Below are 26,981 nucleotides of genomic sequence, written 5' to 3' on the forward strand. Positions count from 1 at the left end.
GGTAACATCCGGAATTAACCATGCCACAATCGGCGCCGGTTGCGTTAACCACAACACGCTCGTTTTCTGATTTTCGGCGTCAGGTTGCATGCGCCGGCTGCGCTTTTCGCCGCGGCGTGCCGAGTTCCGCCCGGGAACAGGCGCACATCAGCTACGATGTCGGCGCCATCGTTCGTTAGTCGCACGTTGCCGCACTTGATGCGTCCGCTCCGGATGTTTGCCACCCGAACGCCACAAAGCATAACGCCGGCCTCTGGCGAGACCGGCGTTGCGAAGCCGCGACGAGACGCGACGAAAGTGCGTCCGATGCGCGCGTCCTCAGGGATGCAGGATCACCTTGCCCATGGCCTGCCTGCCGGCGAGCACCTTGAGCGCGTCGGCCGTCTGCGCCAGCGGGAAGGTGCGGTCGACATGCGACGACAGCTTGCCTTCGGCCGTCCACTGCACGAGCTTTTCCAGATTGGCGCGGTTCTTGGCCGGGTTGAGCCGTGTCCAGGCGCCCCAGAACACGCCGCGGATGTCACAGCCCTTCAGCAGAGCGAGATTGAGCGGCATCTTCGGAATGTCGCCGGCGGCGAAGCCGATCACCAAAAAGCGGCCCTCCCAGGCGATCGAGCGCAGCGCCGCTTCGGCATAGGCCCCGCCGACCGGATCGAAGATGATGTCGGCGCCCTTGCCGTCGGTCAGCCTGCGCAGGCCTTCCTTCAGATCCTCCTTGGCGTAGTTCAAGGTCAGGGACGCGCCGTGCTGCTTGGCGAAGGCAAGCTTCTCGTCGGATGACGCGCAGGCGATGACCTTCAGCCCCATCAGCTTGCCGAGCTCGCAAGCCGCGAGCCCGGTTCCGCCGGCGGCGCCGAGCACCGCCAGCGTCTCGCCCGGCTTGGGACTGGCGCGATCCTCCAGCGCATGCAGCGCCGTGCCATAGATGATGATGATGCCGGCAGCGCGGTCGAAATCGAGATTGTCGGGAATCTTCACGATCGAGGCGGCCGGCAGCGCGATCTTCTGCCGCGCGCCATTGTGGCCGCACGATGCGACGACGCGATCGCCGACCTTCAGATCCGTCACGCCGTCGCCGACGCTTTCGATCACGCCGGAGACCTCGGCACCCGGCGAGAACGGGAACGGCGGCTTGATCTGGTACTTGCCCTGGATCATCAGGATGTCGAAGAAGTTCAGCGCCGCAGCCTTGATCGCGATCACGGCCTCGCCGGGAGCGGCCACCGGATCGGGCACGTCCGCGAAGACGAGATCGTCGGGCTGGCAGAATTCCGAGCAGAGAATGGCTTTCATGGACGCTCCTTCAAGCGGTTGTCCGGATCGTGCCCGGCTTTTCAAACGTCATGCCGGATTTGCAGCCGCGCGACAATTGCCAAACACCACGCGGCGATGGCGGCATCGGCGCCAAATACCGCCTCTCGGAACGGGACTGCGATCGGCCAGAGCTCGCCTCTCAACGCTTCTCGACGGCAGCGGGATTCACATCAACGAGGCCGGGCGCGTCGATGCGGCTTTGCAACCGGCGCATTAAGCCGCTATCCCTCGCAGCGCGGTCTGCGATTCCGGGCCATTTTCCAGTCACAATATTGGTGGACGAGGTCGTGGGGGAACGTAGCTTAATCATGTTGTTTTCGCGATTGTCGACAGCGCTGGCAGCCGGCGCGCTCCTGTTCGGAGCTGCGGGCCCGGCAGATGCCCAGACGGCTGCGCCAAAGGCGCCGCCGAAGGGTGCGCCAGCTCCACAGCCAAAGGCCGCGCCGAAAGCCGATGCCAAGCCCGCCGTTCCCAGCATCGGCGGCGTGGAACCGACGTTGATCGGACAGTTCGGCGGGTGGGGCGCCTATACGGCGGCTCCTGGCGGCAAGAAGGTCTGCTTCGCATTGGCCAAGCCGTCGTCTTCGAAGACCAACCCGCCCAATCGCCCGCGCGACCCGGCCTACGCATTCGTCTCGACCCGGCCCTCCGAGAAGGTGTTCAACGAGGTCTCGATCATGATCGGCTACGCGCTGAAGCCGGGCTCCGACGCCTCGCTGGATGTCGGCGGCGCGTCCTACGCGATGTACACGCAGGGTGACGGCCTCTGGATCAAGAACGCGGCCGAGGAGGAGCGCATGGTCGACGCCATGCGCAAGGCTCCGGACGCGGTGGTCAAGGGCGTCTCCGCCAAGGGCACGGAGACGACCGACGTGTTCTCGCTGAAGGGATTGGCCCAGGCGCTGGACCGAGTCGCCCAGGATTGCCGTCGTTAAGACTGCCGTCGCTAAAACCCGTCCGCGCTGAACGGACGGCGGTTACGCCGATACCGCTCGTGCGGGTCGCATTTGCCGGCCGGATCGTTATATAAGGCGGCTGAACGCCTCCGGCCGCAGCGGCCGGGCAGCATTTTGGGCCCCTGGACATGGCAACGACCGCCGGGCTGCGCGCCACCGCCGCGCCCCTCGAAAAGACTCCGCTCGAAACCTACGTGCCGCCGGCCAAGCCGTCGCTGATCGGGCTGTCGCGCGCCGAGCTGGCTGCGAAACTCGGCGAGCTCGGCGTCGCGGAGCGCCAGCAGAAGATGCGGGTGCAGCAGCTGTGGCACTGGCTGTATTTTCGCGGAGCGACGTCGTTCGACGAGATGAGCTCGGTGTCGAAGGACACCCGCACCGCGCTGGCCGAGCGTTTCACGGTCGACCGCCCCGAGGTCGTGGCCGAGCAGATCTCCAATGACGGCACCCGCAAATGGCTGCTGCGGCTGCCGAGCGGCGATGGCCTGCAGAAGGCCCACGAGGTCGAGTGCGTCTACATTCCGGAGACCGACCGCGGCACGCTTTGTGTTTCATCGCAGGTCGGCTGCACGCTCAACTGTTCGTTCTGCCACACCGGCACGCAGCGGCTGGTGCGCAACCTCACCGCGGGCGAGATCGTCGGCCAGATCATGGTGGCGCGCGACCGGCTCAACGACTGGGCGGACCGCGAGACGCCGCACGGCAACCGCCTCATCACCAACATCGTCATGATGGGCATGGGCGAGCCGCTGTACAATTTCGATGCGGTCCGTGATGCGCTGCTGATCGTCTCGGACAACGAGGGCATCGGCATCTCCCGACGCCGCATCACGCTGTCGACATCAGGCGTGGTGCCGAACATCAAGCGCGCCGGTGAAGAGATCGGCGTGGCATTGGCGATCTCGCTGCACGCGGTCCGCGACGAACTGCGCAACGAGCTGGTGCCGCTGAACCGGAAGTATCCGATCGCGGAGCTGCTGCAGGCCTGCCGCGACTATCCCGGCGCCTCCAATGCGCGCCGCATCACGTTCGAATATGTGATGCTCAAGGGCGTCAATGATTCGCTCGACGATGCCCGCCTGCTGGTCAAGCTGCTGAAGGGCATCCCGGCCAAGATCAACCTGATCCCGTTCAATCCGTGGCCCGGCTCGGCCTACGAATGCTCGGACTGGGAGCAGATCGAAAAATTCTCCGAATACGTCTTCAACGCTGGCTATTCCTCACCCGTGCGCACGCCGCGCGGCCGCGACATCCTCGCCGCCTGCGGCCAGCTGAAGTCGGAGACCGAGAAGCTCTCCGCCCGCGAGCGCCAGGCGCTGCGCGCGATGGCGATGACGGATTGATGATCGTTCGCGCCGGCATCTCCAAGCAACGTCGTCATGCCCGGGCTTGACCCGGCCATCCATCCGCTTCGAAGAGCCGATCTTGACTGATGGATGGCCGGGTCAAGCCCGGCCATGACGACCGCAGAAAGCGGGCTCTCCTAATTATTTGCGTGGGCACTTCACCATGGCACTGATCGGCCGGCTGATCGTCATCGCGTTCGCATTTCTCGTCGCGAGCTTCGTGGCCGGGCTGGTCGTGGTCACCGCGATCCTGATTCCGGAATTCTCCAACGTCGGCATCGGCCCGATCGACCAGAGTGCCCTGCAGGTCGTCATCGGCTTCGGCTTCATCTTCGTGTCCGGCTTTGCGCTGATCCCGGCGCTGCTGGTCGCACTCATCACCGAGGCGTTCTCGATCCGCAGCGTGCTCGCCTACGCGATCGGCGGCGGAGTGGTCGGCGCCGCCTGCTATCTCGGCCTGATTCCGTTCGACCCCGAGACGTTCCACTTCGAGGGCATCGACCACCGCCAGCTCGAGATCCTGACCGGCGCCGGCATCCTCGGCGGCCTCGTCTACTGGCTGATCGCCGGCCGCAATGCCGGCCGGTGGCGCGAATCACCGCAGCGATTGCCGCCGCCACCTCTCCCGTCCGGATCGCCGCGCTGAGGCACTGGCCTTTCCATCGCCATCCGCTTTCGCTAAACCGCGGGCCATGAACCGGACCGGCCTCTTCATCGCATTGTCGCTCGCGCTCGTCATCGGCGTGCTGTTCGGCGTCTATCCCGAGCTCGACCTGAAACTGGCCGCGCTGTTCTACGATCCCGGCACGCGCAGCTTCCCGCTGAAGCTGGATGGCACGGCCGCGCTCGCGCGCGACGCCGCAATGTGGGTCGCGTGGGGCCTCGCACTGCCCTCGCTGGTCGCGCTGATCGCAAAGTTCATCCGGCCCGACCGTCCGCTGCTGGTGAAGGGCCGCACCATCGCCTTCCTGCTCCTGACCCTGTCGCTCTCCGCCATCGTCATTACCAATCTGACCTTCAAGTCCTATTGGGGCCGGCCGCGACCGGTCGTCGTCACCGAGTTCGGCGGCGACATGCAGTTCGTGCCGTGGTGGGATCCGCGCGGCGGCTGCGGCCGCAACTGCTCGTTCTTCTCCGGCGAGGGCGCCACCGCGTTCTGGACCCTGGCTCCGGCCGCGCTGACGCCGCCGGCGATCCGTCCCGTTGCCTACGGCGCCGCTGTGCTGTTCGGCCTCGCCACCTCGGTGCTGCGAATGGCGTTCGGCGGCCATTTCTTCACCGACATTGCCGCAGCCGGCCTCGTCACCTTCGTCGTGATCTGGCTGCTGCATGGCTACATCTACCGCTGGCCGGCGACGCGCCTGACCGATGCCGGCATCGACGCGGCGCTCACCAGGATCGCCGGGCCCGGCTATCGCCTGCGCCGCCGGCTGTCCGGCGCGCGCCGTCCCGCAGCGGATGGCGGCTCTGCGGCCTGAGCGCCGACGACGACCCATTAATCGCGTGCCGAACAGGGCGAAATCTGTTATTCGCGGCCGAATTTCGCAACGAACCGCCATCACGACCCGGTTGGACTCCCCATGACCACGATCCTCAAAGGCCTTCCCAAGGGCGAGAAAGTCGGCATCGCCTTCTCCGGCGGTCTCGACACCAGCGCCGCACTGCTGTGGATGAAGCAGAAGGGCGCGCGCTGCTTCGCCTACACCGCCAATCTCGGCCAGCCCGACGAGTCGGACTACGACGAGATCCCCCGCAAGGCGATGAGCTTCGGCGCCGAGAAGGCGCGCCTGGTCGATTGCCGCACCCAGCTGGTGCATGAGGGCATCGCCGCGATCCAGTCCGGCGCCTTCCACATCTCCACCGGAGGAGCGACCTACTTCAACACCACGCCGCTCGGCCGCGCCGTCACCGGCACGATGCTGGTCGCCGCGATGAAGGAGGACGGCGTCAACATCTGGGGCGACGGCTCGACCTACAAGGGCAACGACATCGAGCGGTTCTACCGCTACGGCCTGCTGACGAACCCGAACCTCAAGATCTACAAGCCCTGGCTCGACCAGCAGTTCATCGACGAGCTCGGCGGCCGCGCCGAGATGTCGGCGTTCCTCACCGCCAACGGCTTCAACTACAAAATGAGCGCCGAGAAGGCGTATTCGACCGACAGCAACCTGCTCGGCGCCACCCACGAGGCAAAGGATCTTGAGAGCCTCTCCAGCGGCATCCGGATCGTCAACCCGATCATGGGCGTGCCGTTCTGGCGCGAGGACTGCGCGGTCAAGCCGGAGACCGTCGTGGTGCGCTTCGAGGAGGGCCAGCCGGTCGCGCTCAACGGCCAGACCTTCACCGATCCGGTGGCGCTGTTCCTGGAATCCAATGCGATCGGCGGGCGTCATGGTCTCGGGATGTGCGACCAGATCGAGAACCGCATCATCGAGGCCAAGAGCCGCGGCATCTACGAGGCGCCGGGCATGGCGCTGCTGCACATCGCCTATGAGCGGCTGCTGACCGGCATCCACAACGAGGATACGATCGAGCAGTACCGCATCAGCGGCATGAAGCTTGGCCGCCTGCTCTATCAGGGCCGCTGGTTCGACTCGCAGGCCTTGATGCTGCGCGAGACCGCGCAGCGCTGGGTGGCGAGCGCCATCACCGGTGAGGTTACGCTGGAGCTGCGGCGGGGCAACGACTACTCGCTCCTCAACACCGAGAGCCCCAACCTGACCTATCAGCCGGATCGGCTGAGCATGGAGAAGGTCGAGGACGCCGCGTTCACGCCCGCCGATCGCATCGGCCAGCTGACGATGCGCAACCTCGACATCACCGACACCCGCGCCAAGCTGAAGCTCTATTCGGACACCGGCCTGCTGTCGGGCGCGGAAGGCGCACAGATCTTCCAGCTCGGCCACGACAAGGGCGACAAGAGCTGAGCTCAGCGTCTCAGACCGAGACGCGGCCACATCCACCGCTGTCGTCCCGGCGAACGCCGGGACCCATAGCCACCGACGGATGTGGCGAGAGCTGGCTGGAGCTCCAGCCATAGCAACACTGAATCCTGTGAGTCTGGGTCCCGGCGTTCGCCGGGACGACGCTGGAGCGGGACGCTAGGGATTGCAGCTAGCGAAATGGCAGGGATGACTGCGCGGGCGCACGATACGCCACTTCGACATCGCCGGCCTCAGACGCACCGGCGGTCATCTTCAGATGTCAAACAGCATCGGGACGAGACAAGCACCGTCTTTCTCGCGGCGTGATGACGCCCGAGCGATGATCGCCTTGGTCCCTCGAAAATGTCGAGGGCGCAGGGAATGCCGGGAGCTGGCCGCCCCCATGGCCCGCCTGCGGAAAAAAATGCAGGCGGCAGGTACCACAGGTTCAGCCGAGACATCCCGGCATTCCCCGCGCGATGGGTTTAACGTTTGCTTCGTGCTCTCCTCGGGGACCGGCTGATTGACCCCGTCATCGACACCGCGCATCAGCGCCGCATCGGCTTGACCTCGGCACCGGGAGGCCAGGACCACACGACTTCACGTCCGCACCGGAATTGTTCGTTCGCGCGACAGAGCGCGCTGCAACCCGATACGGCCACCGCATCCCCGCCTCGCATATCGTGACGACCGCGCGTACGCCCCTCTCGGTGAGGCGGGATGCGTGAAGGAAGCCATATATTTCCGAAAAACGGAAGCATAATTCTGCGACTGGCGAATTCCATGGGCGGCATCGCATTGAGCTGCTGCGCGAAATCAATTTTTCGGCGCAAGCCATTTGCGTTGGTCGAGGTGACCCGAGAGGCGGAGGTGATCTGCCAATCGCACAGCTGATTCGCCCGACGGGCAGCGGCGACACTCAGCAACCAGTGCACCGTCAAACAACTCCTGCTTGCTGCGGAGCCAGGTTTCAGCCGAGTATGCGTCCGGCAAGATCATAGCCTCGACGGGACAGCGGATGACCGGCACCGGGATCGCGATCGATCATGACGGCTTCGAGCTGATCTGCAACGGCGAGCGGGTCGGCATGCGGCGGCATCTCGATGCCACCGCGGTGGCGGCTCTGACCGCGTTCGCGCAGCACTACACAAAACTGCTGGAGCGCGACGATCCGGCCGCGGAGCTGCTGGTGCTCGGCGGCGGGCTGTTCTCCTTCCTGGACGGCTCCGGCCGCGACCTCTGTCGTCTGCTCGACCACGCTCATCGCCCCGTGCATTTCGAGATCGCGACGGAGACGCTCCGCCCGTCGGAGGCCGCCATAGCACTGCTACGTGCGCCCTGGGAGCTGCTTGCCCGCAATCGCATTTATCTCGCGTCCGACGTCCCGCTCGGCTTCTCACCGCTGCGCCGGCTCGGCCGCCGCCAAGACCCGCCGCCCCTCGGCCCCCACCGTCTCGGGCTCGTGTTCATGGCGGCGGCGCCGCGCGGCCAGCATGAGCTCGACTACGAAGCCGAGGAGAGCGCCATCATGCGCGCGGTCGGCAGCACCGCGCTCGACCTGCTGGTGGAGGAAAGCGGCAATCCCGACCGGCTCGCCGAGCGCATGGTCGAGCTGGAGGCGATGCAGGCGCTGCATCTCGGCTGCCATGGCGACAACGATCCCGATCCGGTGCTGCTGTTGGAGGACGATGCCGGCGAGGAGCTGCCGACCAATCCGGCCACGCTGATCGAGACGCTGCAGGCGCACCGGCCGCAATTCATCTTCCTGTCGGCGTGCCTCACTGCGGCGGGGCCGCAGGCCAAACCGGCGCGCGGCCGGGGAATCGCGCAGTCGCTCGCCGAGGCGATGGTCGACAGCGGCGTGCCGGCGGTGCTCGGCTGGGACGGTTCGGTCGGCGATGCCGCCGCGATCGCCTTCGCCGCAACGCTGTATGACGCGCTCGCCGGCCGCAAGCAGCTACCCGACGCGGTCGCCGGCGCCCGACGCACGCTGCTGAATGCCGCCGCCGATGATATCAGGCGGCGCGACTGGCATCTGGCGCGGCTGTGGTGCGGCCCGCAAGGCGGCGGCGCGATCGTCGGCGGTACCGCCAAGCGCAGCCTGCTGCCGGCCACCCACGGCGCCAAGGAGTTCCTGATCAAGGAGCGGCAGCAGGTCCCGGTGGCGTCGCACGAGATGTTCGTCGGACGGCGCCGCGAGCTGCAGGCGGCCTTGCGCGCGCTGCGCGACGGCGGCCGAGCCGGCGTGCTGCTGCACGGCATGGGCCGGCTCGGCAAGTCGAGCCTGGCCGCCCGGGTCGCCAACCGGCGCCGCGATCTGCGGCTAGCGGTAATGTTCGAGCGCTATAGCGCGCCCGACGTGATGGACGCACTCGCCACGGCGCTGGCGCGAGACCGCGCCGGCGTCGACGCCATGCGCGGAGCCGCACAGCGGGTGCGCCAGGACCCGTCCTGCCTGGAGCAGGAGCTGGTCCTTCTGCTCTCCGGCCCCTGTGCGCAGGCCGGCCGTCACGGCGCGGCCGTGCTGCTGGTGATCGACGATCTCGAACGCATCCTGGAATGGGACGCGACACGGCAGCACCATATCGTCACGGCCGCGCATGCGCCCGTGCTGCGCGCGGTGCTGTCGGCATTCCACGCCGCCGGCGGCGACAGCCGCCTGCTGCTCACCAGCCGCTTCCGCTTCGTGCTCGATGGACTGGAACAGCATCTCCGCGACCTGCCGCTGCCGCCGCTCTCGGAGGCCGCGCAGGCGAAGCTGGCGCTGCGCCAGATGTCCGCCGCCTTGAGCGGACGGACGGCTCAGGAACGCGACAGGGGCGCGACACTGATCGACGAGCGCGCCGCCTTGCTGGACCGGGTACCCGGCCTCGCCCGCGGCAATCCCGGCCTGCAGGACCTGATCGGCCGCAAGCTGGTGCTGTCGCCGGCGGTGAACATCGAACACGCCACGCAGGCGCTCGACCAGATGCAGGCCTGGCTGGCTCAAGGCGGGCTGCCGTCGGACAATGAAGTGCGGCAATGGCTAGAAGACCTCGCGATCGAAACGCTGATCAATCTGGCTGGCGCTGCCGGGCGCGAGGCCTTGCGACGGCTGACGCTGTTCCACTTACCGGTGCCGGAGTCAGTTGCAGAGAAGGTGACGAGGACGGCCGGGACCTCGCTCGATGGCCTGCGCGATCTCGGCTTGGTCGATCCGCATGACGACGCGGTCGACAGTGCCGTGCGGGCGCTAGCCGTGAATGCGCTGGTTGCGGCGCGGCTGCCGCCGCTAGACGACGGTGGGCGTAAAACAGTTGCTCGTGCAACGGCGCGCGACCTGTTTGTCGCCTGGAGCGCCGCGGCGGCGCGGCTAGGTCGCCCCCTGACCTGCGACCTGGAGCTGGCAAAGCTTGGGCTAGCGGCCGAGGACGGGGACATTGTTACAGCCTGTGGGTTTCAGGCCCTTTGCGGCCTAAGAGAGGGTGCGGCCAAGAACGCAGCGGCGCTCGGCCGGGCGTCGATCGACCTGCTCGATGCCCAGAGCCGGCCCGTCCCGTGGCCGCTCCTCGGCGAAACAGCCAGGGCATTTCTGACCGTCGGCGAGGGCGCAGCGGCCGATGCGCTGCTCGAACGCGGGGTTGCTTTGCTCAAGGCCCAAGAGGCAAGCGAAGCCCGAATTGATCCGATCGAAGCCGGCCTCCTCGTCTTCGAATACGCGCGACGGATGAAGCAGCGTGGCCACCTCGATGATGCGAGGTCGTTGTTCGAGCAAGCCGCGGATCTGGCCGAGACAGCGGGACAGGTGCTGGACGCAACAATTGCACGCGGCGAAATCGCCAATATCCTTGAGGAGCGCGGGGACCTCGACGAAGCCTTGCACATCCGGCAACAGGTCGAGCTACCCGTTTATGATAGACACGGCGACATACGGTCTCGCGCCGTCGCTATGGGCCAAATCGCCAACATTCTCGTGGCGCGCGGGGATCTCGACGAGGCCTTGCGTATTCGAAAAGAGGAACAGCTGCCCGTTTTCGACAGACTCGGCGATATTCGGTCGCGTACCGTCACCATTGGCCAAATCGCCGACATCCTTGAGTCTCGCGGCGATCTCGACGAAGCCTTCCGTATCCGAAATGAAGAAGAGCTGCCGGTCTATGATCGCCTCGGCGATATTCGGTCGCGTGCCGTCACTATGGGCCAAATCGCCGACATCCTCGCGGCACGCGGCGATCTCGACGAGGCCTTGCGCATCCGGCAACAGGAACAGCTGCCCGTCTTCGACGGCCTCGGAGAGATCCGCGAGCGCGCTGTCACCATGGGCAGAATCGCCGACATCCTCGTGGCGCGCGGCGATCTCGACGAGGCCTTGCGCATCAGAAACGACGAGGAGCTGCCCGTCTATGAACGCCTCGGCGATATCCGCTCCCGCGCCGTCACCATGGGCAAAATCGCCGACATCCTTGCGGCACGCGGCGATCTCGACGAGGCCTTGCGCATCCGAAAACACGAAGAGCTGCCCGTCTATGAACGCCTCGGCGATATCCGCTCCCGCGCTGTCAACATGGGCAAAATTGCCGACATCCTTACGGCGCGCGGCGATCTCGACGAGGCCTTGCGCATCCGCCAACAGGAAGCTCTGCCTGTCTTCGACAAACTCGGCGATATCCGCGAGCGCGCCGTCACTATGGGCAAAATCGCCGACATTCTCGCGGCACTCGGCGATCTCGACGAGGCGCTGCGCATCCGAAAGAATGAGGAACTGCCCGTCTTCGACAGACTTGGCGATATCCGCGCGCGCGCCGCCACCATGGGCAGAATCGCCAGCGTGCTCGCAGCGCGCGGCGATTTCGACGAAGCTTTGCGCATCTGGCAAGTCGAAGTGCTGCCCGTCTATCAGCAACTCGGCAATTCCGCTGGAATCGCTGCAACGCTCTGGCAGGTGGCACAAATCGATCTTCACCGGAAAAGCTTCGGTGAGGCTCTGCAAGGTATGGCTGAAGCCTATGCAATCGTCCTCCGCCTCGGCCAAGCCGACGGGATTGCCGTCGTCGGCGCGACGCTGGGCCGGATCCTCGCCGCGAGAGGGGAGACTTGCGGAGAGGCTCGCGAAATTTTGCAGCGCTCGGCGTCGACATTCCGCAGGATGGGGCTGGAGAGCAAGGCGCGTGAGGTCGAGGAGATCATCGCCAAGTTCGAACTGTGACTTGGGCTGATCGCCAACAAAAATGGCCGGGATCGCTCCCGGCCATTTTCATTTCGTAGCAGCGCGCCTCAGCGCGGCGGCGCGGTGCCCGGGGGCGGTGGCGGCAGCGCCGCTTGCCCGCCGTTGAGCAGCGGGGTGATGCGGCGGACCGTGACGCGGCGGTTGATGCGGCTCGGGCCCTGCGTCTGCTCCTTCAGGTACTGCTCGCCATAGCCCTGCGACGTCAGGTTCTCGGCGGGCACGCCGAACTGCTGCGTCATCAAGGTCGCGACCGATTCGGCGCGGCGATCGGAGAGCGACAGATTGTCGGTCTCGTTGCCGACCGCGTCGGTGTGGCCCTCGATCAGGAAGACCTCGCGCGGATTGCGCTGGATCGCCTGGTTGAGTCCGTCGGCGATGACCTGCAGCTTCGCCACCTGATCGGGGCCGATCTCCCACGATCCCGTCTCGAAGGTGATCGTGTTGAGATCGATCGACGGCATCAGCTGACGCACCGATGGCGAGTAGCGGACCTCGTCGAGCGAGTAGCGCCGCTGCACGCGCTCCACCGGAGGCGCGATCAGCGTGTCGTAGATGACATCCGGCGGCGCCTCCTCGGCGTCGACGATGTAGCGATTGTAGGGGATGCGGATCTCCGGCGGCGGCAGTTCGACGTAGAAGCCGCCAACCGCCTGCGGATCGCGATAGGTGTTGTCGATGATGATGATCTCGCGGCCGCCGATGTCGCGGCGGATGCGGCGCAGCAGCCGGCCATCCGGAGCCGTGACCGTGACGATCTGGCTGCCGTCGGGACGGATCACCACCGTGCGCGTCTCGCCGCGCTCCTGCTGCACGCGAATGTCGCGCGCACCATAGCGGAAGCGCTCGAGCTCGTCGTGACGCACGAACGCCTGACCGCTCGGGTCACGCACGATCACGCGGCCCGGCTCATAGATCAGCGTTCGTCCGCCCTCCTGAACCTCGCGGCGCTGGCCGCGGAAGTCGTCGAGCCGCTGCGGTCCCTGCATCGGCGCACCCGGCGCGATCGGCGTCAGCTGCTGAGCCGTCGGCGGCGGCGGAGCCGGAATCGGGGCGGTCACCTGCGGCGGCGGGCGATTGGACATCGCCGGCGGTCCGGCTGGCGGCACCGCGCCCGGCCCGGCCTGCGGCGCGCCGCCAGGTGCGGGACCACCCCCACCCGGCTGACCCGCGACCGGCGGTGGTGCGCCCGGGCCGCCAGGAGGCGTGCCAGGACGTCCGCCCGGCGGCGGATTGCCGGCGACGGGCGGCGTTCCCGGCGCAGGGGTTTGCGCGGCCGGAGGAGTCGGAGACGGCGGTGTGGGCGACGGCGGCGTTCCCCCAGCCGGCGGCGGCGTCGGCCCTCCACGCGGCGGCAGACCTCCCGGCTGGGCACCGGGCGGTGGACCGCCCGCTCCCGGCCGACCTGCCGGGGGCTGACCTGCATTTGGCGGCGGCGTCTGCCCCGGTGCAGGCGGCGGCGTCGCGCCGGGAGGCGGCGAATGGGGTGGAGGCGGTGGAGGCGTCGTTGCACCCGCCGGCGGTGGCGATCCGGGGCGCGCGCCCGGAGTTGCGCCAGGCGGCTGCGCAGGAGAAGCCGGCGTGGCCGCGGGCGGCACTTGAGGTGCCGGAGGCGTGACCGGTGCGGCAGCGGGGGGCGGCGGAGTTGGGCGCGCAGGCTCACGCGGCACCACCGGCGGCGGCGGAGGCGGCGAATGCGCGGGCGGAGCCACAACCGGAGGCGGCGGCGGCGCCGGACGTGGCGGCTCCGCACGCGGTGGCGGCGGAGGCGGCGCCGCCGGACGCGGCGGTTCAGCGCGCGGTGGCGGCGGAGGTGGCGGCGCCGGACGCGGCGGTTCAGCACGCGGCGGCGGCGGAGGTGGCGGCGCTGGACGCGGCGGCTCAGCACGCGGCGGAGGCGGGGGCGGCGGTGCTGGACGCGGTGCAGCTGCCGGCGGGGGCGGAGGTGGAGGCGGCGCCGGACGCGGAGCCGCAGCGGGCGGCGGAGCGCCAGGCCCCTGGCGTTGCGGCTGGCCTTGCGGCGGCTGACCATGCTGCTTCGGCTTGCCGTCGGGACCGACCTCGCCACCGGGTCCGCCTTGGGCCATGATCATCGGCGCGCCCTGCGCGTAGGATGCGGAGCCCGTCAGTTGCATCGCCGACAGCGCGGTGGTCGCGAGCAGCAGGACGCGGAATTTGCTCATGTGTCTTGGTTTCCCGAAAAGGTTCTTTGTCAGCACGAACTGATCAACCTTTATGCGTTAGGCCGGATTGTGGCGCAGTTCAAATTCGCGAGGGGATTTATTTCGACGCGAAGCCGTCATCTCACTGCCGCCATTCATGTCCCATTCAGTGTTGAATTTCAAAGGCTTGATAGGACATGCGAGAAGAAGGCCGGCATCCGACCGGCCCTCTTTCTCATCTATCATGATCACGGCCCGATCGCGGTCAATCCGTGACCGGACTTGGCGTGGTCGGGCCAAGCGGTCCTCGTCCCGGCACTTCGTCCGGGGTTTGTCCGGGCAGCTCGCGCGGTGGCGCGGGCGTATCCGGCTCGTGCACCGGCGGCGGCACTTCCGGAGCCGGGTTGCCGACCGGGTCCTCCGGCGGCGGCTCGGTGGGACGACCGGGCGTCGCCGGCGGAATCTCGGGCGGTTCGATCGGCATCACATCGAGACCTTGCGGTTGTCGCCGACGTCGGGCCGCGTGCCGGTCACGGCGGCGGCTGCCATCTTGACGTAGCTGACGACGGTGCCTGGCGAGTCCCAGAACTCGGCGTCGTCGGGCGTGATTTGCAGCAGGCGGATGTTGGGATCCTCGGCGCTGTCCCACCACGCCTTGGCCGTGGTCGTGAACAGCTCGCGAATCTTGGCGCGATCGTTGGAGATCGCGGCGGTGCCGGTCAGCGAGACGTATTTTTGGCTGCCCGCGTCGGCAAAGGAGAGATTGACCTGTGGCGACCGCGCGATCTCCTCGTCCTTGTGATGGCGCGCATCGGTGAGGAAGTAGACCATGTTCTCGTCGCGCGCGAGATACGCGCTCATCGGCCGCGCCCGCAGCCGGTCACCATCGCGGGTGACGAGCATGGCGAAGCCGATCTTCTTCATCAAATCCCAGACGCGATCCTGATCGCGCGCGTCATCGTTGCCCATGGTTCGCTCCTGAGTTTCAGGAACGACAACGCCGCGTGGTCCCGCGATGTTCCGGAATTCGCCTGATGAAAGCGCGCCGCGGGGCGGCGGCGTCAGCCGCGCAGCAGCAGCGTGTTGCTGCGCGTGCGGCCGATCTCGCGATAGCCGCGCGCCATCATGTCGGCGAGACAATCGTTCTGCCATTCGTCGCGCGACAGATGCTCGATCACGATCGCGCGCGGCCACAAGGCGGCGGGTGCGTCACGCAGGAAGCACGTCAGAACGCGGTCCTCGAAGCCTTCGACATCGATCTTCAAGGCGTCGACATGCGTAGCTCCGGCCTGCTCGAGGATCGCCTGCAGCCGCAGCGAGGGAACCTTGAAGGCCTCGCCGCCGGCTTGGCCGGTGACGATGTGACTTGCACCGAGATTGTCGCCATCGGTGGCGATCATCACCTCGCCGTCGCTGTCGCCCGCGGCCGCAGCGACCAGCCTGACCTCAGCCAATGCCGACGCGTCGCGATTGAAGCTCAGCCGTGCGAACGTCACAGGATGGGGCTCGACCGCGATCACGAGTCCATCTGGCCCGACGTGCCGCGCCAGCGGCAATGCAAAGGTCCCGACATTGGCGCCGACATCGACGGCGACGCCGCCGGGCGGAATGTGGCTGCGCAGGAAGTCGAGCTCTTCGCGGTTGTAGTCGGGATTGAACAGCGCGCCGCGCTCGGTCGCGCTCACCTGATGATGGAAGCGGAAGCTGGCGCCCTGGTAGTCGACGTCGAGCGGCCCGGCCCGCAGCAGGTCGACGATTCGGGTGAGCATCGGCCGGAAGGCACCGCGCTTCAGCCCGGACCCGTGTGCCAGGCGGATGACCAGCGCCTGCGCGGCATTGGGAGCGAAAGCGCCGAACGGAGGCGGCGTCGGGTCGTTGTCGGGCGTCAAGGTCGGGTCCTGGAATGAGGGCGCCGTGTGATAGCCGGTTTTGCCGAGGACTCCAATGCGGAGCGCGTGGCTGCTTTGTGGCCATCGCGAGACGGCGCAACGGCGTCGCGTGCGGTCGCTCAGGCCCGCTTGCGCTGGCGCAGGAAACGGCCGATCAGGCGCCGCTTGCCCTTGCGCGGAATCAGGTCGATGTCGCTGACCAGCTTGGCGCCGCCCTTGCGCCGCTCCAGCACGATCTTGCGGCTGTGGAAGGCCTCCAGCTCGGCCCGGTGCGCCACGCTGACGATGGTTGCCCTGGGCAACTCGCTCGTCACCATCTGCATCATCAGGTCCTGGCTCTTCTCGTCGAGCGCCGACGTCGCCTCGTCGAGCACGACGATATCGGGGCCGTGCAGCAGCAGCCGCGCGAAGGCGAGGCGCTGCTTCTCGCCGCCCGACAGCGTCTGATCCCACGGCGCTTCTTCCTCGATGCGATCCTTGAGATGATCGAGGCCGACCTTGTGCAGCGCTTCGCCGACCTTCTCCACGCTCCAATCCTCGGCGGCTCCCGGATAAGCCACCGCGCGGCGCAGACTCCCCGAGGGAACGTAGGGCCGCTGCGGCAGCATGAACAGCCGGCGGTCCGGATGGAAGTTGATGCTGCCGCCGCCCCATGGCCAGAGACCGGCGATCGCACGCACCAGCGTGCTCTTGCCCGTCCCCGATTCGCCGGCGACGAGCAGCCGCTCGCCGGGATCGACCACGACCTCGGTCTCGCCGACGACAGCGGTGCCGTCGTCGAGCGTGACCGAAAGGTCGTTCAGGGTGAGCATCGCCTCGCCCGTGGTCTCACCGCGCTTGATGCGGCCGAGGCCGTCACCGAGCTCGGCGCGCTCCAGCGCGTCGAGCGACATCATCAGCGACGCGATGCGGCGCGCGCAGGCGTTCCAGTCGGCGAGACGCGGATAATTGTCGACCAGCCAGCCGAACGCGGTCTGCACGATCGTGAACGCGCTCGCGGCCTGCATCACCTGGCCGAGCGTCATGCTGCCGTCGAGAAATTTCGGCGCGCACAACAGCAGCGGCACGACAGGGGCGATCAGGCTCGATCCCTGCGATACCAGCGTCGTACGCATGTGCTGGCCGGCGAGCCGCGCCCATTGCTGCAGGACGTTGCCGAAGGTCTTGTCGATGCCGGCACGCTCCTCGGTCTCGCCGCCGAGCAGCGCGATGCTCTCGCCGTTCTCGCGCACGCGCGTCAGCGTGTAGCGAAATTCGGCCTCTGCCTGATTCTTGTCCTCGGAGGTCTGCACGAAACGGCGGCCGATCGTCACGATCGAGCCGGATGCGATGGCCGCATAGGCAATGGCGGCGATCACCAGGAAGCCAGGAATGGTGATCTCGCTCCCGCCCCAACGCAGCGTCAGCGCGCCGCCGATCGTCCACAGTACGACGATGAAGGTGACGGCCGAGAGCAGAGCTGACGTGACGCCGGCGACGAAATCGACCGGCGAATCGGTCGCGATGCGCAGATCCTCCGCAATACGATACTCTGGATTCTTGTGATCGCCGCTGACGAGGTTGAGTTGGTAGTAGCGGCCGCTGCTCAGCCAGCGCGAGATGACGCTATTCGTGAGCCAGGCGCGCCAGCGCCGCTGGATCGCCATCCGCACATAGACCTGCGCGACAGCAAGGACGACGCTGCCGATCGCCAGCGGGAAGAAGATCGCCGTGAGATGAAACACGGTCGCGGCGTCGCGCTTCTCGATCGCGTCGAAGATCGACCGATTCCAGACGTTGATGCCGTATTGAAACGCCACGGTGCCGACGATCAGGACGACCAGGCCGATCGTGAACGCCCACGCCAGCCGGTCGCCGCTCTTGCCCCAATAGCCGCGGGCGCTGATCCAGAACCGCGTCAGCAGATAGCGCTTGCGGACCTGCTCGGCCTCTTCCGGCGACAGCTCCGGATCCGGCTCGACGACCTCCGGCGGCGGCGGCTCGACATGCTCGCCGTTCTCGGCGGCAATGTCGATGATCGGCGTCCTTGCGGGCTCCGCCGCAGCGGTCCGCTCGATGTCCTGGACCCGTCCCATGCCGCGATAACAGCAGCCTGGTTGGAAGGTTCCCGCGCCGGTTCCCCTGCAAACACCGCGGTGTCAGCGCACCTCGGAGTTCGGCGCCACCGGCGGAGCGCGATACAGCGGCACCGGCACGACCTTGTGCAGCACGCGCGATAATTCCTCGATCGAATAGGGCTTGCGCAACAGCTCGAAGCCGTTGGCGCCCTGCTGCGCCAGGACGTGGCTGTAGCCGCTCGCGAGCACGACCGGCACGTTGAGCTCGAGGCGGCGGATTTCCTCGGCCAGCTCGAGGCCGGTCATGCCCGGCATGACGACGTCGGTGAAGACGACGTCGAACCGGCTGGCACCGCCGATCAACTCTTCCAGCGCGTCGCGGGCATTGTCGACCAGCGTCGTGAGATAGCCGAGCTCGGCCAGCGCTTCCGTGGCCGATCGCCCGACATCGATGTTGTCCTCGACCACCAGCACCGACATGCCCTGCCCGCTGATCGGCACGGCATGGCCGTCGTCGTCGCAGCGCTGCTGCTGCGCGGGAGCCACGCGCGGCAGATAGAGCGTGAAGATGGCGCCCTTGCCGAGCTCACTGGTCACGCCGATCTCGCCGCCGGACTGCTTGGCGAAGCCGAACACCTGCGAAAGTCCGAGACCGGTGCCGTGGCCGATCGTCTTGGTGGTGAAGAACGGCTCGAAGATGCGGCTGAACTGCTCCTGCGGGATTCCGACGCCGGTGTCCTCGACGGCAATGGCGACGTAGCCCAGCGGCGGACGCTCCTGCGGGGCCGCGGGCGTCGGCAGATCGGCCACCGCCGCCACTGTGATCGCGAGCCGCCCCTGGCCGGCCATCGCGTCGCGCGCATTGACGGCCATGTTGATCAGCGCGGTCTCGAACTGGCCGGCATCGGCGTTGACGTAGCAGGGCTCGTCGGGCACCGAGATCACGATCTCGATGCGCGAGCCGACCAGCGTCTTGGTCATATCGCGCAGGGTGATGACGCTGCGGCCGATGTCGAACACCTCCGGCTTCAATGTCTGGCGCCGGGCGAAGGCGAGCAGCTGCGACGTCAGCTTGGAGGCGCGCGCCACCGTGTCCGAGATCGCATCGATGTAGCGCAGCCGCCGTTCCTCCGGCAGGTTGGCGCGGCGCAGCAGGTCGGCCGATGCCCGGATCACCGTGAGCAGGTTGTTGAAGTCGTGCGCCACGCCGCCGGTGAGCTGGCCGAGCGCCTCCATGCGTTGCCCATGCTTGAGCGCGTCCTCCGCCTCGAGGCGGCGCGCGGCCTCGACGTAGAACCGCTCCGTGCGCCGCCGCGCCAGCGTCAGGAAGATGACGAGCAGCGCGGTGGCCGGAATGCCGAAGATCAGATGCCGGCCGATCGTGCCGAGCCAGCGGCCCCGGATCGTCGCCGTCTCCAGTCCGGCCGACACATAGACCGGATAGCCGCCGAGGCGCTGGTAGCCGACACGGCGCTCGATGCCGTCGATCGGCGAGGTCTCGGTGATCAGCTGCTCGGTATCGGCGGCGCTCGTCGGGACGTCATTCTGCGACGGACCCGTGCTTCTGCCCCCTGCCGGGAAGCGCGCCAGGATGAGGCCGTCGAAGCGGCGCAGCGCGAAATAGCTGCCTGCGGCGCGTCCGATGCGGGCATAGAAGTGCTCGAAATAGTCGGGCAGTACGGAGACCTGAATGACGCCATTGAAGCTTCCATCCTCGCCCGGCCGCCGGCGGCTGACGCTGAAGAAGGGAGCGCCCTGATAGGGCAAGCGCGGCGTCAGGGCCGCACCGATGAAGGTGCCGGGGCTTTCCTTGACGTGAGCGCTGAAATAGTCGCGATCGGCAAACCCGGTGTCGGGCGCCGGATAGATAGCGCTGTTGACCAGGGCCCGGCCATTGGCGTCGAATACCCAGGCGGATTTCATCTGCGGCAATGCGTCCGACAGCTGGCGCAGGCGAGCATGCAGCATCTGCTCGCGCGCCTTGATCTCGGCATCGGACAGGTCGCGCACCACCTCGTCGATTTCCGACAGGCTGCGGTCGAGCGTCTCGAACACCTTCAGCGCGTGCTCGTGGACGACGTCGAGCGACCGGCGGATTTCCCGGTCCGCCTCCTCGGAGGTGGTGCCATGGGAGACGTAGGCGGCGATCGCGAACAGGGCGACGGGCAGCGCGAGCGACGCGACCATCATCCATCGCAGCATCTTCAGCGATTTTCGTTGTGCGGTCTGCACGGTCGCTCCAGCCCGAAAAGGCCATGAGCTTAACGCAATCGGCTGCAGCTACAAACAAGCCACGCCCGGAACTTGTGACGTTTCCGGGCGCGGACGGTATCCTTGAGGCGCCTAGATCTGCCGCTCGACCAGCTTGAGCTTGAGCTCGGCGATCGCCTCGGCCGGGTTCAGCCCCTTCGGGCAGGCCTTGGCACAGTTCATGATGGTGTGGCAGCGATACAGCCGGAACGGATCCTCGAGATTGTCGAGCCGCTCGCCGGTGGCCTCGTCGCGGCTGTCCTTGACCCAGCGATTGGCCTGCAGCAGCGCCGCCGGTCCGAGATAGCGCTGGCTGTTCCACCAGTAGCTCGGGCACGAGGTCGAGCAGCAGGCGCAAAGGATGCACTCGTACAGGCCGTCGAGCTTCTCGCGATCCTCGTGGCTCTGCCGCCATTCCTTCTGCGGCGTCGGCGAGGTCGTCTTCAGCCACGGTTCGATCGAGGCGTATTGCGCGTAGAAGTTGGTGAGATCAGGCACCAGGTCCTTCACGACCGGCTGGTGCGGCAGCGGATTGACCTTGACCGCGCCGTCCTTCACGTCGTGCATCGACCTGGTGCAGGCCAGCGTGTTCTGGCCGTCGATGTTCATCGCGCAGGAGCCGCACACGCCCTCGCGGCAGGAGCGGCGGAAGGTCAGCGACGGATCGATGTGGTTCTTGATCCAGATCAGGCCGTCGAGCACCATCGGACCGCAATCATTGACGTCGACATAGAAGGTGTCGACGCTCGGATTCTTGCCGTCGTCCGGATTCCAGCGATAGACCTTGAACTCGCGAACCTCGGTGGCGCCGGCCGGCTTCGGCCAGGTCTTGCCGCCGGTGATCTGCGAATTCTTCGGAAGTGCGAACTCAGCCATTTCGGGAGGCCTTCTTGCTTTTGACGGACGGGGCTCAGCACACGCGCGATCAGTACACGCGTGCCTTGGGCGGGATGTACTGCACGTCGTTGGTCATGGTGTAGTTGTGCACCGGGCGGAAATCGATCGTGGTCTTGCCGTCCTTGTTGTCGAGCCACGCCAGCGTGTGCTTCATCCAGTTCTTGTCGTCGCGATCCGGGAAATCCTCGCGCGCATGGGCGCCGCGGCTCTCGGTGCGGTTGTTGGCCGAGTCCATCGTCACCACCGCCTGCGCGATGAGGTTGTCGAACTCCAGCGTCTCGATCAGGTCTGAGTTCCACACCAGCGAGCGGTCGGACACGGCGATGTCGCCGATGCCGCCATGGACCTTGTGGATCAGGTTGTGGCCTTCCTGCAGCACCTCGCCGGTACGGAACACGGCGCAGTTGGTCTGCATCACGTGCTGCATGCTCTCGCGCAGCTTCGCCGTCGGCGTGCCGCCGGAGGCGTAGCGATAGCGGTCGAGACGGCCGAGCGCGAGATCCGCGGAATCCTTCGGCAGATCCGGCTGCTTGCCGTTCGGCGTCAGCTTCTCGGCGAGCCGCAGCGCGGCGGCGCGGCCGAACACGACGAGGTCGATCAGCGAGTTGGAGCCGAGCCGGTTGGCGCCGTGCACGGAGACACAGGCCGCTTCGCCGACCGCCATCAGGCCCGGGACGATGGCGTTGTCGTCGCCGTCCTTCTTGGTCAGCACCTCGGCGTGATAGTTGGTCGGGATGCCGCCCATGTTGTAGTGCACCGTCGGCACGATCGGGATCGGCTCGCGGGTGACGTCGACATTGGCGAAGATCTTGGCCGACTCCGAAATGCCGGGCAGGCGCTCCTGCAGCACCTTCGGGTCGAGATGGTCGAGATGCAGGAAGATGTGGTCCTTCTTCTTGCCGACACCGCGGCCTTCGCGGATCTCGATGGTCATCGCGCGCGAGACGACGTCGCGCGAGGCGAGGTCCTTGGCGGACGGCGCATAGCGCTCCATGAAGCGCTCGCCCTCGGCGTTGACGAGATAGCCGCCCTCGCCGCGTGCACCCTCGGTGACCAGACAGCCGGAGCCGTAGATGCCGGTCGGATGGAACTGGACGAATTCCATGTCCTGCAGCGGCAGGCCGGCGCGCAGCGCCATGCCGCCGCCGTCACCGGTGCAGGTATGCGCCGAGGTGCAGGAGGCATAGGCGCGGCCATAGCCGCCGGTCGCCAGGATCGTGGTCTGGGCGCGGAAGCGGTGCAGCGTGCCGTCGTCGAGCTTGATCGCGATGACGCCGCGGCAGACGCCCTGGTCGTCCATGATCAGGTCGATGGCGAAGAACTCGATGAAGAACTCCGCAGCATGGCGCAGCGACTGGCCATACATCGTGTGCAGCATCGCGTGGCCGGTGCGGTCGGCGGCGGCGCAGGTGCGCTGCGCCTGGCCCTTGCCGTAGTCCATGGTCATGCCGCCGAACGGACGCTGGTAGATCTTGCCGTCCTCGGTGCGCGAGAACGGCACGCCCCAATGCTCGAGCTCGTAGACCGCGTCGGGCGCGTTGCGCACCATGTATTCGATCGCGTCCTGGTCGCCGAGCCAGTCCGATCCCTTGACGGTGTCGTACATGTGCCAGCGCCAGTCGTCCTGGTGCATGTTGCCGAGCGAGGCCGAGATGCCGCCCTGCGCCGCCACGGTGTGCGAGCGGGTCGGAAACACCTTGGTGATGCAGGCCGTGCGCAGGCCCGCTTCGCTGCAGCCGACCACCGCGCGCAGACCCGCGCCGCCAGCGCCGACCACGACGACGTCGTAGGTGTGGTCCTCGATCGGATAGGCTTTTCCGTTCGTCGCGGGCGCGCCGTTCGCGCTGCCATTTGCTCCGCCGGCCATTCGCTAGACTCCAGTGGACAGTTTGATGAGGGCGTAGATCGAGGCGATCGCCACGGTCACGGCAAAGAAGTTATTGGCCATCACGGCGACGAGCTTGATCGGCTCGCTATGGACGTAGTCCTCGATGATCACCTGCATGCCGATTTTCATGTGCCAGCAGCTCGCGACCACGAACAGCAGCATGATCAGCGCGATCGGCAGCGAGCCGAGGATCTGCGCGGCGCCGGCCTGATTGCGGCCGAGCAGCATGATCACGACCACGACGACCGGCACGATCAGCAGGGTCATCGCGACCGCGGTGATGCGCTGGCGCCAGAAATCACCCGTGCCGGAATGCGCCGCACCGAGGTTGCGGACGCGGCCCAGCGGGGTCCGCATCGATTTCGCGCGTGCGTCGCTCATCGGCCGCCTCCCACTGCGTAAGCCACGATCCAGACCAGAACGGTCAGGAAGATGCCGCCGATCAGTGCGCCCCAGGTGAGCGTCTCGCGCTCATTGGGTTTGAAGCCGTAGCCGAGGTCCCAGACGAAGTGGCGGATGCCGGACAACAGATGGTGCAGCAGCGCCCAGGTGTAGCCGAACACGATCAGGCGGCCGAGGAAGCTCGCCATGAAGCCCTGGACGTAGGAATAGGCGCTTGGACCGGACGCGGCGGCGATCAGCCACCAGGCCAGCAGCAGCGTCCCGAAATAAAGTGCAACACCGGTGGCGCGATGGACGATCGACAAGATCATCGTCAGCGTCCAGCGGTAGGTTTGCAGATGCGGCGAAAGCGGTCGTTCGATCCTGGCTGTCATTGGTTGCTTTGATGATTTCTTGTGGGCCGTGAACGGAAGGGGCTTGCGGCCGTGTGGATCGGCAAGGCGGGCTTTATTTACGGAGAAGGAACAGGTGTTGCAACGGCCAAATGGCTCGAAACCGAACAGTGATTCAGTACTACGGCAGCCATGAAAAAAGGATCAATCGCCGCCGTGGTATACCAGGCCCCGTCAACCCGTCCTCTTTGCGAATTCCGATTCATTTCTATCCCTCCGCTGAAGCCGCGGCGACCACGTCCGAGCTGTAAAATAGCGCCAATCCTAGGTCATTGATTCACCGCTTAACTACGGTCTTCGCCGTATCGGGTTTGCAGACGCGAGGCCCGTAAGGCCCGTGAATCTGCAAACCTGACCGGAGCGATTCGCGGGACAACGAGCCCGCACTGGCGCTCCCGGTTCTGCCGCTGCTTCGGCAAATCACCGCTGGCCCACGCGTTCCTCTTGGTCGACGGCGCAAGGAAAGGCGCGCGGCGTGGGTCCATTTTGCCGCATGTCCGAAGACGCCGAAGCGGCCTAGTCTCGGAAGGTCGCAACAAACGACGCGGTGCAGAGCACGCCGATGCCGCTTCCAACGGTCAGACCGACTATTCCCGAACGCCCGGCGGCGCTGCCGGCACGCAAGGTGTCGTCGCAAGAGCCGGCCGAGGAGCCTTTGACCTGCATCCTCGGCTTCACCGCAGCGGGACTGTTCGCCGCCTGCCTCGCGCTGGCGATTCAGCACGAGATTGCCTGGCTCGCCGTGCTCGAATTCGTACTGATCTGCGCCGCGCCGCCGCTGGCCGCGCTTGCGGGTCTCGCGATCGGGCGGCGGCGCTGAGCCGTCGTCACTTCGTGTAGATGTCCTTGTACTGGTCACGCAGCACGTTCTTCTGCACCTTGCCCATGGTGTTGCGCGGCAGTTCGTCGACCACGAACACACGCTTGGGCATCTTGAATTTCGCCAGCCGGCCATCGAGACCCTTGAGCACGCCGGCCTCGCTGATGTCGGCACCGGGCTGCCGCACCACGACGGCGGTGACGCCCTCGCCGAAATCGGCATGCGGCACGCCGATCACGGCCGACTCCACGACGCCCGGCATGGCGTCGATCTCGCTCTCGATCTCCTTCGGATAGACGTTGAAGCCGCCGGAGATCACCAGGTCCTTGCCGCGTCCGACGATGTGGACGTAGCCCTGGCTGTCGATCTTGCCGAGATCGCCGGTGATGAAGAAGCCGTCGTCGCGAAATTCCGACTTGGTCTTCTCCGGCATCCGCCAATAGCCCTTGAACACGTTCGGGCCCTTGACCTCGATCATGCCGATGTCGTCGCGCGCGAGCTCCTTGGCCGTTTCGGGATCGGTGACGCGCACGGACACGCCGGGCAGCGGGAAGCCGACCGCGCCGGGCACGCGCTCGCCGTCATATGGATTCGAGGTGTTCATGTTGGTCTCGGTCATGCCGTAGCGCTCGAGCACGGCGTGGCCGGTGCGCGCGAACCATTCGCGGTGGGTATCGGCGAGCAGCGGCGCCGAGCCGGAGACGAAGAGACGCATGTGGCGGGTCGTCTCCTTCGACAGCCGCGGGTTCTGCAGCAGCCGCGTGTAGAAGGTCGGCACGCCCATCAGCACCGTGGCGCGCGCCATCAGGTTGATGATCAGGTCGGGATCGAGCTTGGGCAGGAAGATCATCGACGCGCGCGAAAACAGCGTCACGTTGCTGGCCACGAACAGGCCGTGGGTGTGATAGATCGGCAGCGCGTGGATCAGCACGTCATCCTTGGTGAAGCGCCAATAGTCGATCAGGGTCAGCGAGTTCGAGGCGAGGTTGTCGTGGGACAGCATCGCGCCCTTGGAACGGCCGGTCGTACCCGAGGTGTAGAGAATGGCGGCGAGATCGTCCGCGCCGCGCGGCACGGTCGTGAACGCGCTGTCAGCCTTGTCCGCCGCGTCCGTGAGCGAGCCCTTGCCCGAGGCATCGAGCGTTTCCACCTTGGCGCCGACCTTGGCCGCGAGCGCGCCGATACCCTCCGCCTTGGCAGGATCGCAGACCACAACCGTCGGCTCGGCGTCGCCGATGAAATAGTCGAGCTCGTTGAGCGTATAGGCGGTGTTGAGCGGCAGGTAGACGCCGCCGGCGCGCACGGTCGCCAGATAGAGCACCAGGCCGGACACGGATTTCTCGGTCTGCGCCGCGACCCTATCGCCCGGCTTCACCCCCCGGCTCACCAGCACATTCGCCATCTGCCCGGCCCGCGCGACGAGGTCGCCATAGCTGATGCGCTGGCCGTCATGGGTCTCGATCGCGAGACGGCTGGGATCGTCGAGGCCGTCGAACAGACGGGCGAACAGGTTGGCGTTGGCGGCTTGGTTCATGCAACATTCCCCTCAAGAGCACCGCCGGGCCGGCTGTTTCAGCCGGCGGAACATCGGGCTCGACGAAGACGAAAAGGGCCGGACGGCGGATGGCAGCGGCGGCGCCGCCAGGATGGCCGTCTCTGATCGAGGCTGCTCTAGCAAAAACGCCCTTTCGAAGGCAACGGGAGACGCAACGATATGACCAAGGGGAAACGGATCGCGTGGATCACCGGCGGCGGCACCGGCATCGGCGAGGCCGGCGCGCTGGCGCTGGCGGCCGAAGGCTGGACCGTGATCGTGTCGGGAAGGCGCAAGGCGGCGCTCGAGGCCGTGGTGACGAAGGTAGCGGCGAATGGCGGGCTGGCCGAGGCCGTTCCGCTCGATGTCGCCAAGGCCGCCGACGTACAGGCGGCGGCGGACGCCATCCTGGCGCGGCACGGCCGGATCGATCTCGCGGTCAACTCCGCCGGCGTGAACGTGCCGAAGCGGAGCTGGAGCGACATGACGCTGGACGGCTGGAACCAGCTGGTCGAGATCAATCTCAACGGCGTGCTGTATTGTATGAAGGCGGTGCTGCCGGCGATGCGCAAGCAGCAGGACGGCACCATCATCAATGTCTCGTCCTGGGCCGGGCGGCACGTCTCGAAGATGCCGGGGCCAGCCTACACCTCGACCAAGCATGCGGTGCTGGCGCTGACCCACTCCTTCAACATGGAGGAATGCGTGAACGGCCTGCGCGCCTGCTGCCTGATGCCGGGCGAGGTCGCAACGCCGATCCTGGAGCAGCGCCCGGTGGTGCCGAGCGCCGAGGAGCAGGCCCGCATGCTGCAGCCCGAGGACCTCGGCCGCACCATCGCATTCGTGGCGAGCCTGCCGCCAAGGGTGTGCGTCAACGAGATCCTGATCAGCCCGACCTGGAACAGGGGATTCGTCCAGACGCCGGGGAAGAGAGATTGAGCGGAGCTGGA

Annotated in this window: 21 protein-coding genes; 9 read left to right on the forward strand and 12 right to left on the reverse strand. The window is 66.8% G+C overall.

The annotated features are described in order from the left end of the window. Nucleotides 1-318: 318 nt before the first annotated feature. Nucleotides 319-1,293: an NADPH:quinone oxidoreductase family protein gene (locus tag ACQR1I_RS21735; protein WP_434866578.1), complete on the reverse strand. Its 975-nt coding sequence runs from the start codon at nucleotides 1,291-1,293 to the stop codon at nucleotides 319-321. A gap of 329 nt (nucleotides 1,294-1,622) precedes the next feature. Here ACQR1I_RS21735 and ACQR1I_RS21740 point away from each other — a divergent pair, with 329 nt between their 5' ends. From ACQR1I_RS21740 to ACQR1I_RS21765, 6 genes are all read left to right on the forward strand, one after another. Continuing rightward, nucleotides 1,623-2,249: an invasion associated locus B family protein gene (locus ACQR1I_RS21740; protein WP_434866579.1), complete on the forward strand. Its 627-nt coding sequence runs from the start codon at nucleotides 1,623-1,625 to the stop codon at nucleotides 2,247-2,249. A 149-nt stretch (nucleotides 2,250-2,398) separates the two neighbouring features. After that, nucleotides 2,399-3,610, forward strand: a complete 1,212-nt coding sequence (gene rlmN, locus ACQR1I_RS21745) for a 23S rRNA (adenine(2503)-C(2))-methyltransferase RlmN (protein WP_434866580.1) — start codon at nucleotides 2,399-2,401, stop codon at nucleotides 3,608-3,610. A 166-nt stretch (nucleotides 3,611-3,776) separates the two neighbouring features. Then, nucleotides 3,777-4,259 carry a hypothetical protein gene (locus ACQR1I_RS21750; protein WP_434866581.1) on the forward strand — a complete coding sequence of 161 codons (483 nt, stop codon included), beginning with the start codon at nucleotides 3,777-3,779 and terminating at the stop codon, nucleotides 4,257-4,259. 46 nt (nucleotides 4,260-4,305) lie between these two features. Beyond that, nucleotides 4,306-5,091: a phosphatase PAP2 family protein gene (locus tag ACQR1I_RS21755; RefSeq protein WP_434866582.1), complete on the forward strand. Its 786-nt coding sequence runs from the start codon at nucleotides 4,306-4,308 to the stop codon at nucleotides 5,089-5,091. Nucleotides 5,092-5,193: 102 nt separating this feature from the next. Beyond that, on the forward strand, nucleotides 5,194-6,540 hold the full coding sequence (gene argG, locus ACQR1I_RS21760; RefSeq protein ID WP_434866583.1) for an argininosuccinate synthase: 1,347 nt from the start codon (nucleotides 5,194-5,196) through the stop codon (nucleotides 6,538-6,540). Nucleotides 6,541-7,555: 1,015 nt separating this feature from the next. Continuing rightward, a complete protein-coding gene (locus tag ACQR1I_RS21765; RefSeq protein ID WP_434866584.1) occupies nucleotides 7,556-11,722 on the forward strand; it encodes a CHAT domain-containing protein in 4,167 nt (1,388 codons plus the stop codon). Nucleotides 11,723-11,790: 68 nt separating this feature from the next. On the opposite strand, the gene ACQR1I_RS21770 is transcribed toward ACQR1I_RS21765, so the two are convergent. Beyond that, nucleotides 11,791-13,875, reverse strand: coding sequence for an OmpA family protein (locus ACQR1I_RS21770; protein ID WP_434866658.1), 2,085 nt, complete (start codon nucleotides 13,873-13,875; stop codon nucleotides 11,791-11,793). On the opposite strand from ACQR1I_RS21770, the gene ACQR1I_RS21775 reads away from it, so the two are divergent. Beyond that, complete coding sequence (locus ACQR1I_RS21775) at nucleotides 13,771-14,178, forward strand: hypothetical protein (RefSeq protein WP_434866661.1); 408 nt, start codon at nucleotides 13,771-13,773, stop codon at nucleotides 14,176-14,178. The two genes, ACQR1I_RS21770 and ACQR1I_RS21775, sit on opposite strands and share 105 nt — an antisense overlap. On the opposite strand, the gene ACQR1I_RS21780 is transcribed toward ACQR1I_RS21775, so the two are convergent. From ACQR1I_RS21780 to sdhC, 9 genes are all read right to left on the reverse strand, one after another. After that, nucleotides 14,168-14,386: a hypothetical protein gene (locus ACQR1I_RS21780; RefSeq protein WP_434866585.1), complete on the reverse strand. Its 219-nt coding sequence runs from the start codon at nucleotides 14,384-14,386 to the stop codon at nucleotides 14,168-14,170. The two genes, ACQR1I_RS21775 and ACQR1I_RS21780, sit on opposite strands and share 11 nt — an antisense overlap. Then, the gene (locus tag ACQR1I_RS21785) at nucleotides 14,386-14,871 is read right to left on the reverse strand and encodes a pyridoxamine 5'-phosphate oxidase family protein (RefSeq protein WP_434866586.1); all 486 of its coding nucleotides are present in this window, start codon (nucleotides 14,869-14,871) and stop codon (nucleotides 14,386-14,388) included. Before ACQR1I_RS21785 ends, ACQR1I_RS21780 begins: the two co-directional genes overlap by 1 nt. 92 nt (nucleotides 14,872-14,963) lie before the next feature. After that, entirely contained in the window at nucleotides 14,964-15,791 is an 828-nt protein-coding gene (locus ACQR1I_RS21790; RefSeq protein WP_434866587.1) for an FkbM family methyltransferase, read from the reverse strand. A gap of 119 nt (nucleotides 15,792-15,910) precedes the next feature. Beyond that, nucleotides 15,911-17,866, reverse strand: coding sequence for an ABC transporter ATP-binding protein/permease (locus ACQR1I_RS21795; RefSeq protein WP_434866588.1), 1,956 nt, complete (start codon nucleotides 17,864-17,866; stop codon nucleotides 15,911-15,913). Nucleotides 17,867-17,929: 63 nt separating this feature from the next. Continuing rightward, complete coding sequence (locus ACQR1I_RS21800) at nucleotides 17,930-20,080, reverse strand: ATP-binding protein (RefSeq protein WP_434866589.1); 2,151 nt, start codon at nucleotides 20,078-20,080, stop codon at nucleotides 17,930-17,932. Between the two features lie 111 nt (nucleotides 20,081-20,191). Further along, nucleotides 20,192-20,974 (reverse strand): succinate dehydrogenase iron-sulfur subunit, encoded by a 783-nt coding sequence (locus tag ACQR1I_RS21805; RefSeq protein ID WP_434866590.1) that lies wholly within the window; start codon nucleotides 20,972-20,974, stop codon nucleotides 20,192-20,194. 49 nt (nucleotides 20,975-21,023) lie between these two features. Beyond that, complete coding sequence (sdhA, locus tag ACQR1I_RS21810; RefSeq protein ID WP_434866591.1) at nucleotides 21,024-22,862, reverse strand: succinate dehydrogenase flavoprotein subunit; 1,839 nt, start codon at nucleotides 22,860-22,862, stop codon at nucleotides 21,024-21,026. Between the two features lie 3 nt (nucleotides 22,863-22,865). After that, complete coding sequence (gene sdhD / locus ACQR1I_RS21815) at nucleotides 22,866-23,240, reverse strand: succinate dehydrogenase, hydrophobic membrane anchor protein (RefSeq protein WP_434866659.1); 375 nt, start codon at nucleotides 23,238-23,240, stop codon at nucleotides 22,866-22,868. 20 nt (nucleotides 23,241-23,260) lie between these two features. After that, nucleotides 23,261-23,659 (reverse strand): succinate dehydrogenase, cytochrome b556 subunit, encoded by a 399-nt coding sequence (gene sdhC / locus ACQR1I_RS21820; protein ID WP_434866592.1) that lies wholly within the window; start codon nucleotides 23,657-23,659, stop codon nucleotides 23,261-23,263. Between the two features lie 580 nt (nucleotides 23,660-24,239). Here sdhC and ACQR1I_RS21825 point away from each other — a divergent pair. Beyond that, nucleotides 24,240-24,497 carry a hypothetical protein gene (locus tag ACQR1I_RS21825; RefSeq protein WP_434866593.1) on the forward strand — a complete coding sequence of 86 codons (258 nt, stop codon included), beginning with the start codon at nucleotides 24,240-24,242 and terminating at the stop codon, nucleotides 24,495-24,497. Between the two features lie 7 nt (nucleotides 24,498-24,504). Here ACQR1I_RS21825 and ACQR1I_RS21830 read toward each other — a convergent pair whose 3' ends face one another. Further along, nucleotides 24,505-26,031, reverse strand: coding sequence for a malonate--CoA ligase (locus ACQR1I_RS21830; RefSeq protein WP_434866594.1), 1,527 nt, complete (start codon nucleotides 26,029-26,031; stop codon nucleotides 24,505-24,507). Between the two features lie 180 nt (nucleotides 26,032-26,211). Here ACQR1I_RS21830 and ACQR1I_RS21835 point away from each other — a divergent pair, with 180 nt between their 5' ends. Beyond that, nucleotides 26,212-26,970, forward strand: a complete 759-nt coding sequence (locus ACQR1I_RS21835) for an SDR family oxidoreductase (protein ID WP_434866595.1) — start codon at nucleotides 26,212-26,214, stop codon at nucleotides 26,968-26,970. Nucleotides 26,971-26,981 lie beyond the last annotated feature (11 nt).

The organism is Bradyrhizobium sp. HKCCYLS2038 (assembly GCF_051167655.1).
GTDB lineage: Bacteria > Pseudomonadota > Alphaproteobacteria > Rhizobiales > Xanthobacteraceae > Bradyrhizobium.

What these genes read in the sequence shown, in the direction of transcription:
- ACQR1I_RS21735 (WP_434866578.1), bottom strand. Translation starts at nt 1,293, where the DNA reads ATGAAAGCCATTCTCTGCTCGGAATTCTGCCAGCCCGACGATCTCGTC.
- ACQR1I_RS21740 (WP_434866579.1), top strand. Translation starts at nt 1,623, where the DNA reads ATGTTGTTTTCGCGATTGTCGACAGCGCTGGCAGCCGGCGCGCTCCTG.
- rlmN (WP_434866580.1), top strand. Translation starts at nt 2,399, where the DNA reads ATGGCAACGACCGCCGGGCTGCGCGCCACCGCCGCGCCCCTCGAAAAG.
- ACQR1I_RS21750 (WP_434866581.1), top strand. Translation starts at nt 3,777, where the DNA reads ATGGCACTGATCGGCCGGCTGATCGTCATCGCGTTCGCATTTCTCGTC.
- ACQR1I_RS21755 (WP_434866582.1), top strand. Translation starts at nt 4,306, where the DNA reads ATGAACCGGACCGGCCTCTTCATCGCATTGTCGCTCGCGCTCGTCATC.
- argG (WP_434866583.1), top strand. Translation starts at nt 5,194, where the DNA reads ATGACCACGATCCTCAAAGGCCTTCCCAAGGGCGAGAAAGTCGGCATC.
- ACQR1I_RS21765 (WP_434866584.1), top strand. Translation starts at nt 7,556, where the DNA reads ATGACCGGCACCGGGATCGCGATCGATCATGACGGCTTCGAGCTGATC.
- ACQR1I_RS21775 (WP_434866661.1), top strand. Translation starts at nt 13,771, where the DNA reads ATGCTGCTTCGGCTTGCCGTCGGGACCGACCTCGCCACCGGGTCCGCC.
- ACQR1I_RS21770 (WP_434866658.1), bottom strand. Translation starts at nt 13,875, where the DNA reads ATGCAACTGACGGGCTCCGCATCCTACGCGCAGGGCGCGCCGATGATC.
- ACQR1I_RS21780 (WP_434866585.1), bottom strand. Translation starts at nt 14,386, where the DNA reads ATGCCGATCGAACCGCCCGAGATTCCGCCGGCGACGCCCGGTCGTCCC.
- ACQR1I_RS21785 (WP_434866586.1), bottom strand. Translation starts at nt 14,871, where the DNA reads ATGGGCAACGATGACGCGCGCGATCAGGATCGCGTCTGGGATTTGATG.
- ACQR1I_RS21795 (WP_434866588.1), bottom strand. Translation starts at nt 17,866, where the DNA reads ATGGGACGGGTCCAGGACATCGAGCGGACCGCTGCGGCGGAGCCCGCA.
- ACQR1I_RS21805 (WP_434866590.1), bottom strand. Translation starts at nt 20,974, where the DNA reads ATGGCTGAGTTCGCACTTCCGAAGAATTCGCAGATCACCGGCGGCAAG.
- sdhA (WP_434866591.1), bottom strand. Translation starts at nt 22,862, where the DNA reads ATGGCCGGCGGAGCAAATGGCAGCGCGAACGGCGCGCCCGCGACGAAC.
- sdhD (WP_434866659.1), bottom strand. Translation starts at nt 23,240, where the DNA reads ATGCGGACCCCGCTGGGCCGCGTCCGCAACCTCGGTGCGGCGCATTCC.
- sdhC (WP_434866592.1), bottom strand. Translation starts at nt 23,659, where the DNA reads ATGACAGCCAGGATCGAACGACCGCTTTCGCCGCATCTGCAAACCTAC.
- ACQR1I_RS21825 (WP_434866593.1), top strand. Translation starts at nt 24,240, where the DNA reads ATGCCGCTTCCAACGGTCAGACCGACTATTCCCGAACGCCCGGCGGCG.
- ACQR1I_RS21830 (WP_434866594.1), bottom strand. Translation starts at nt 26,031, where the DNA reads ATGAACCAAGCCGCCAACGCCAACCTGTTCGCCCGTCTGTTCGACGGC.
- ACQR1I_RS21835 (WP_434866595.1), top strand. Translation starts at nt 26,212, where the DNA reads ATGACCAAGGGGAAACGGATCGCGTGGATCACCGGCGGCGGCACCGGC.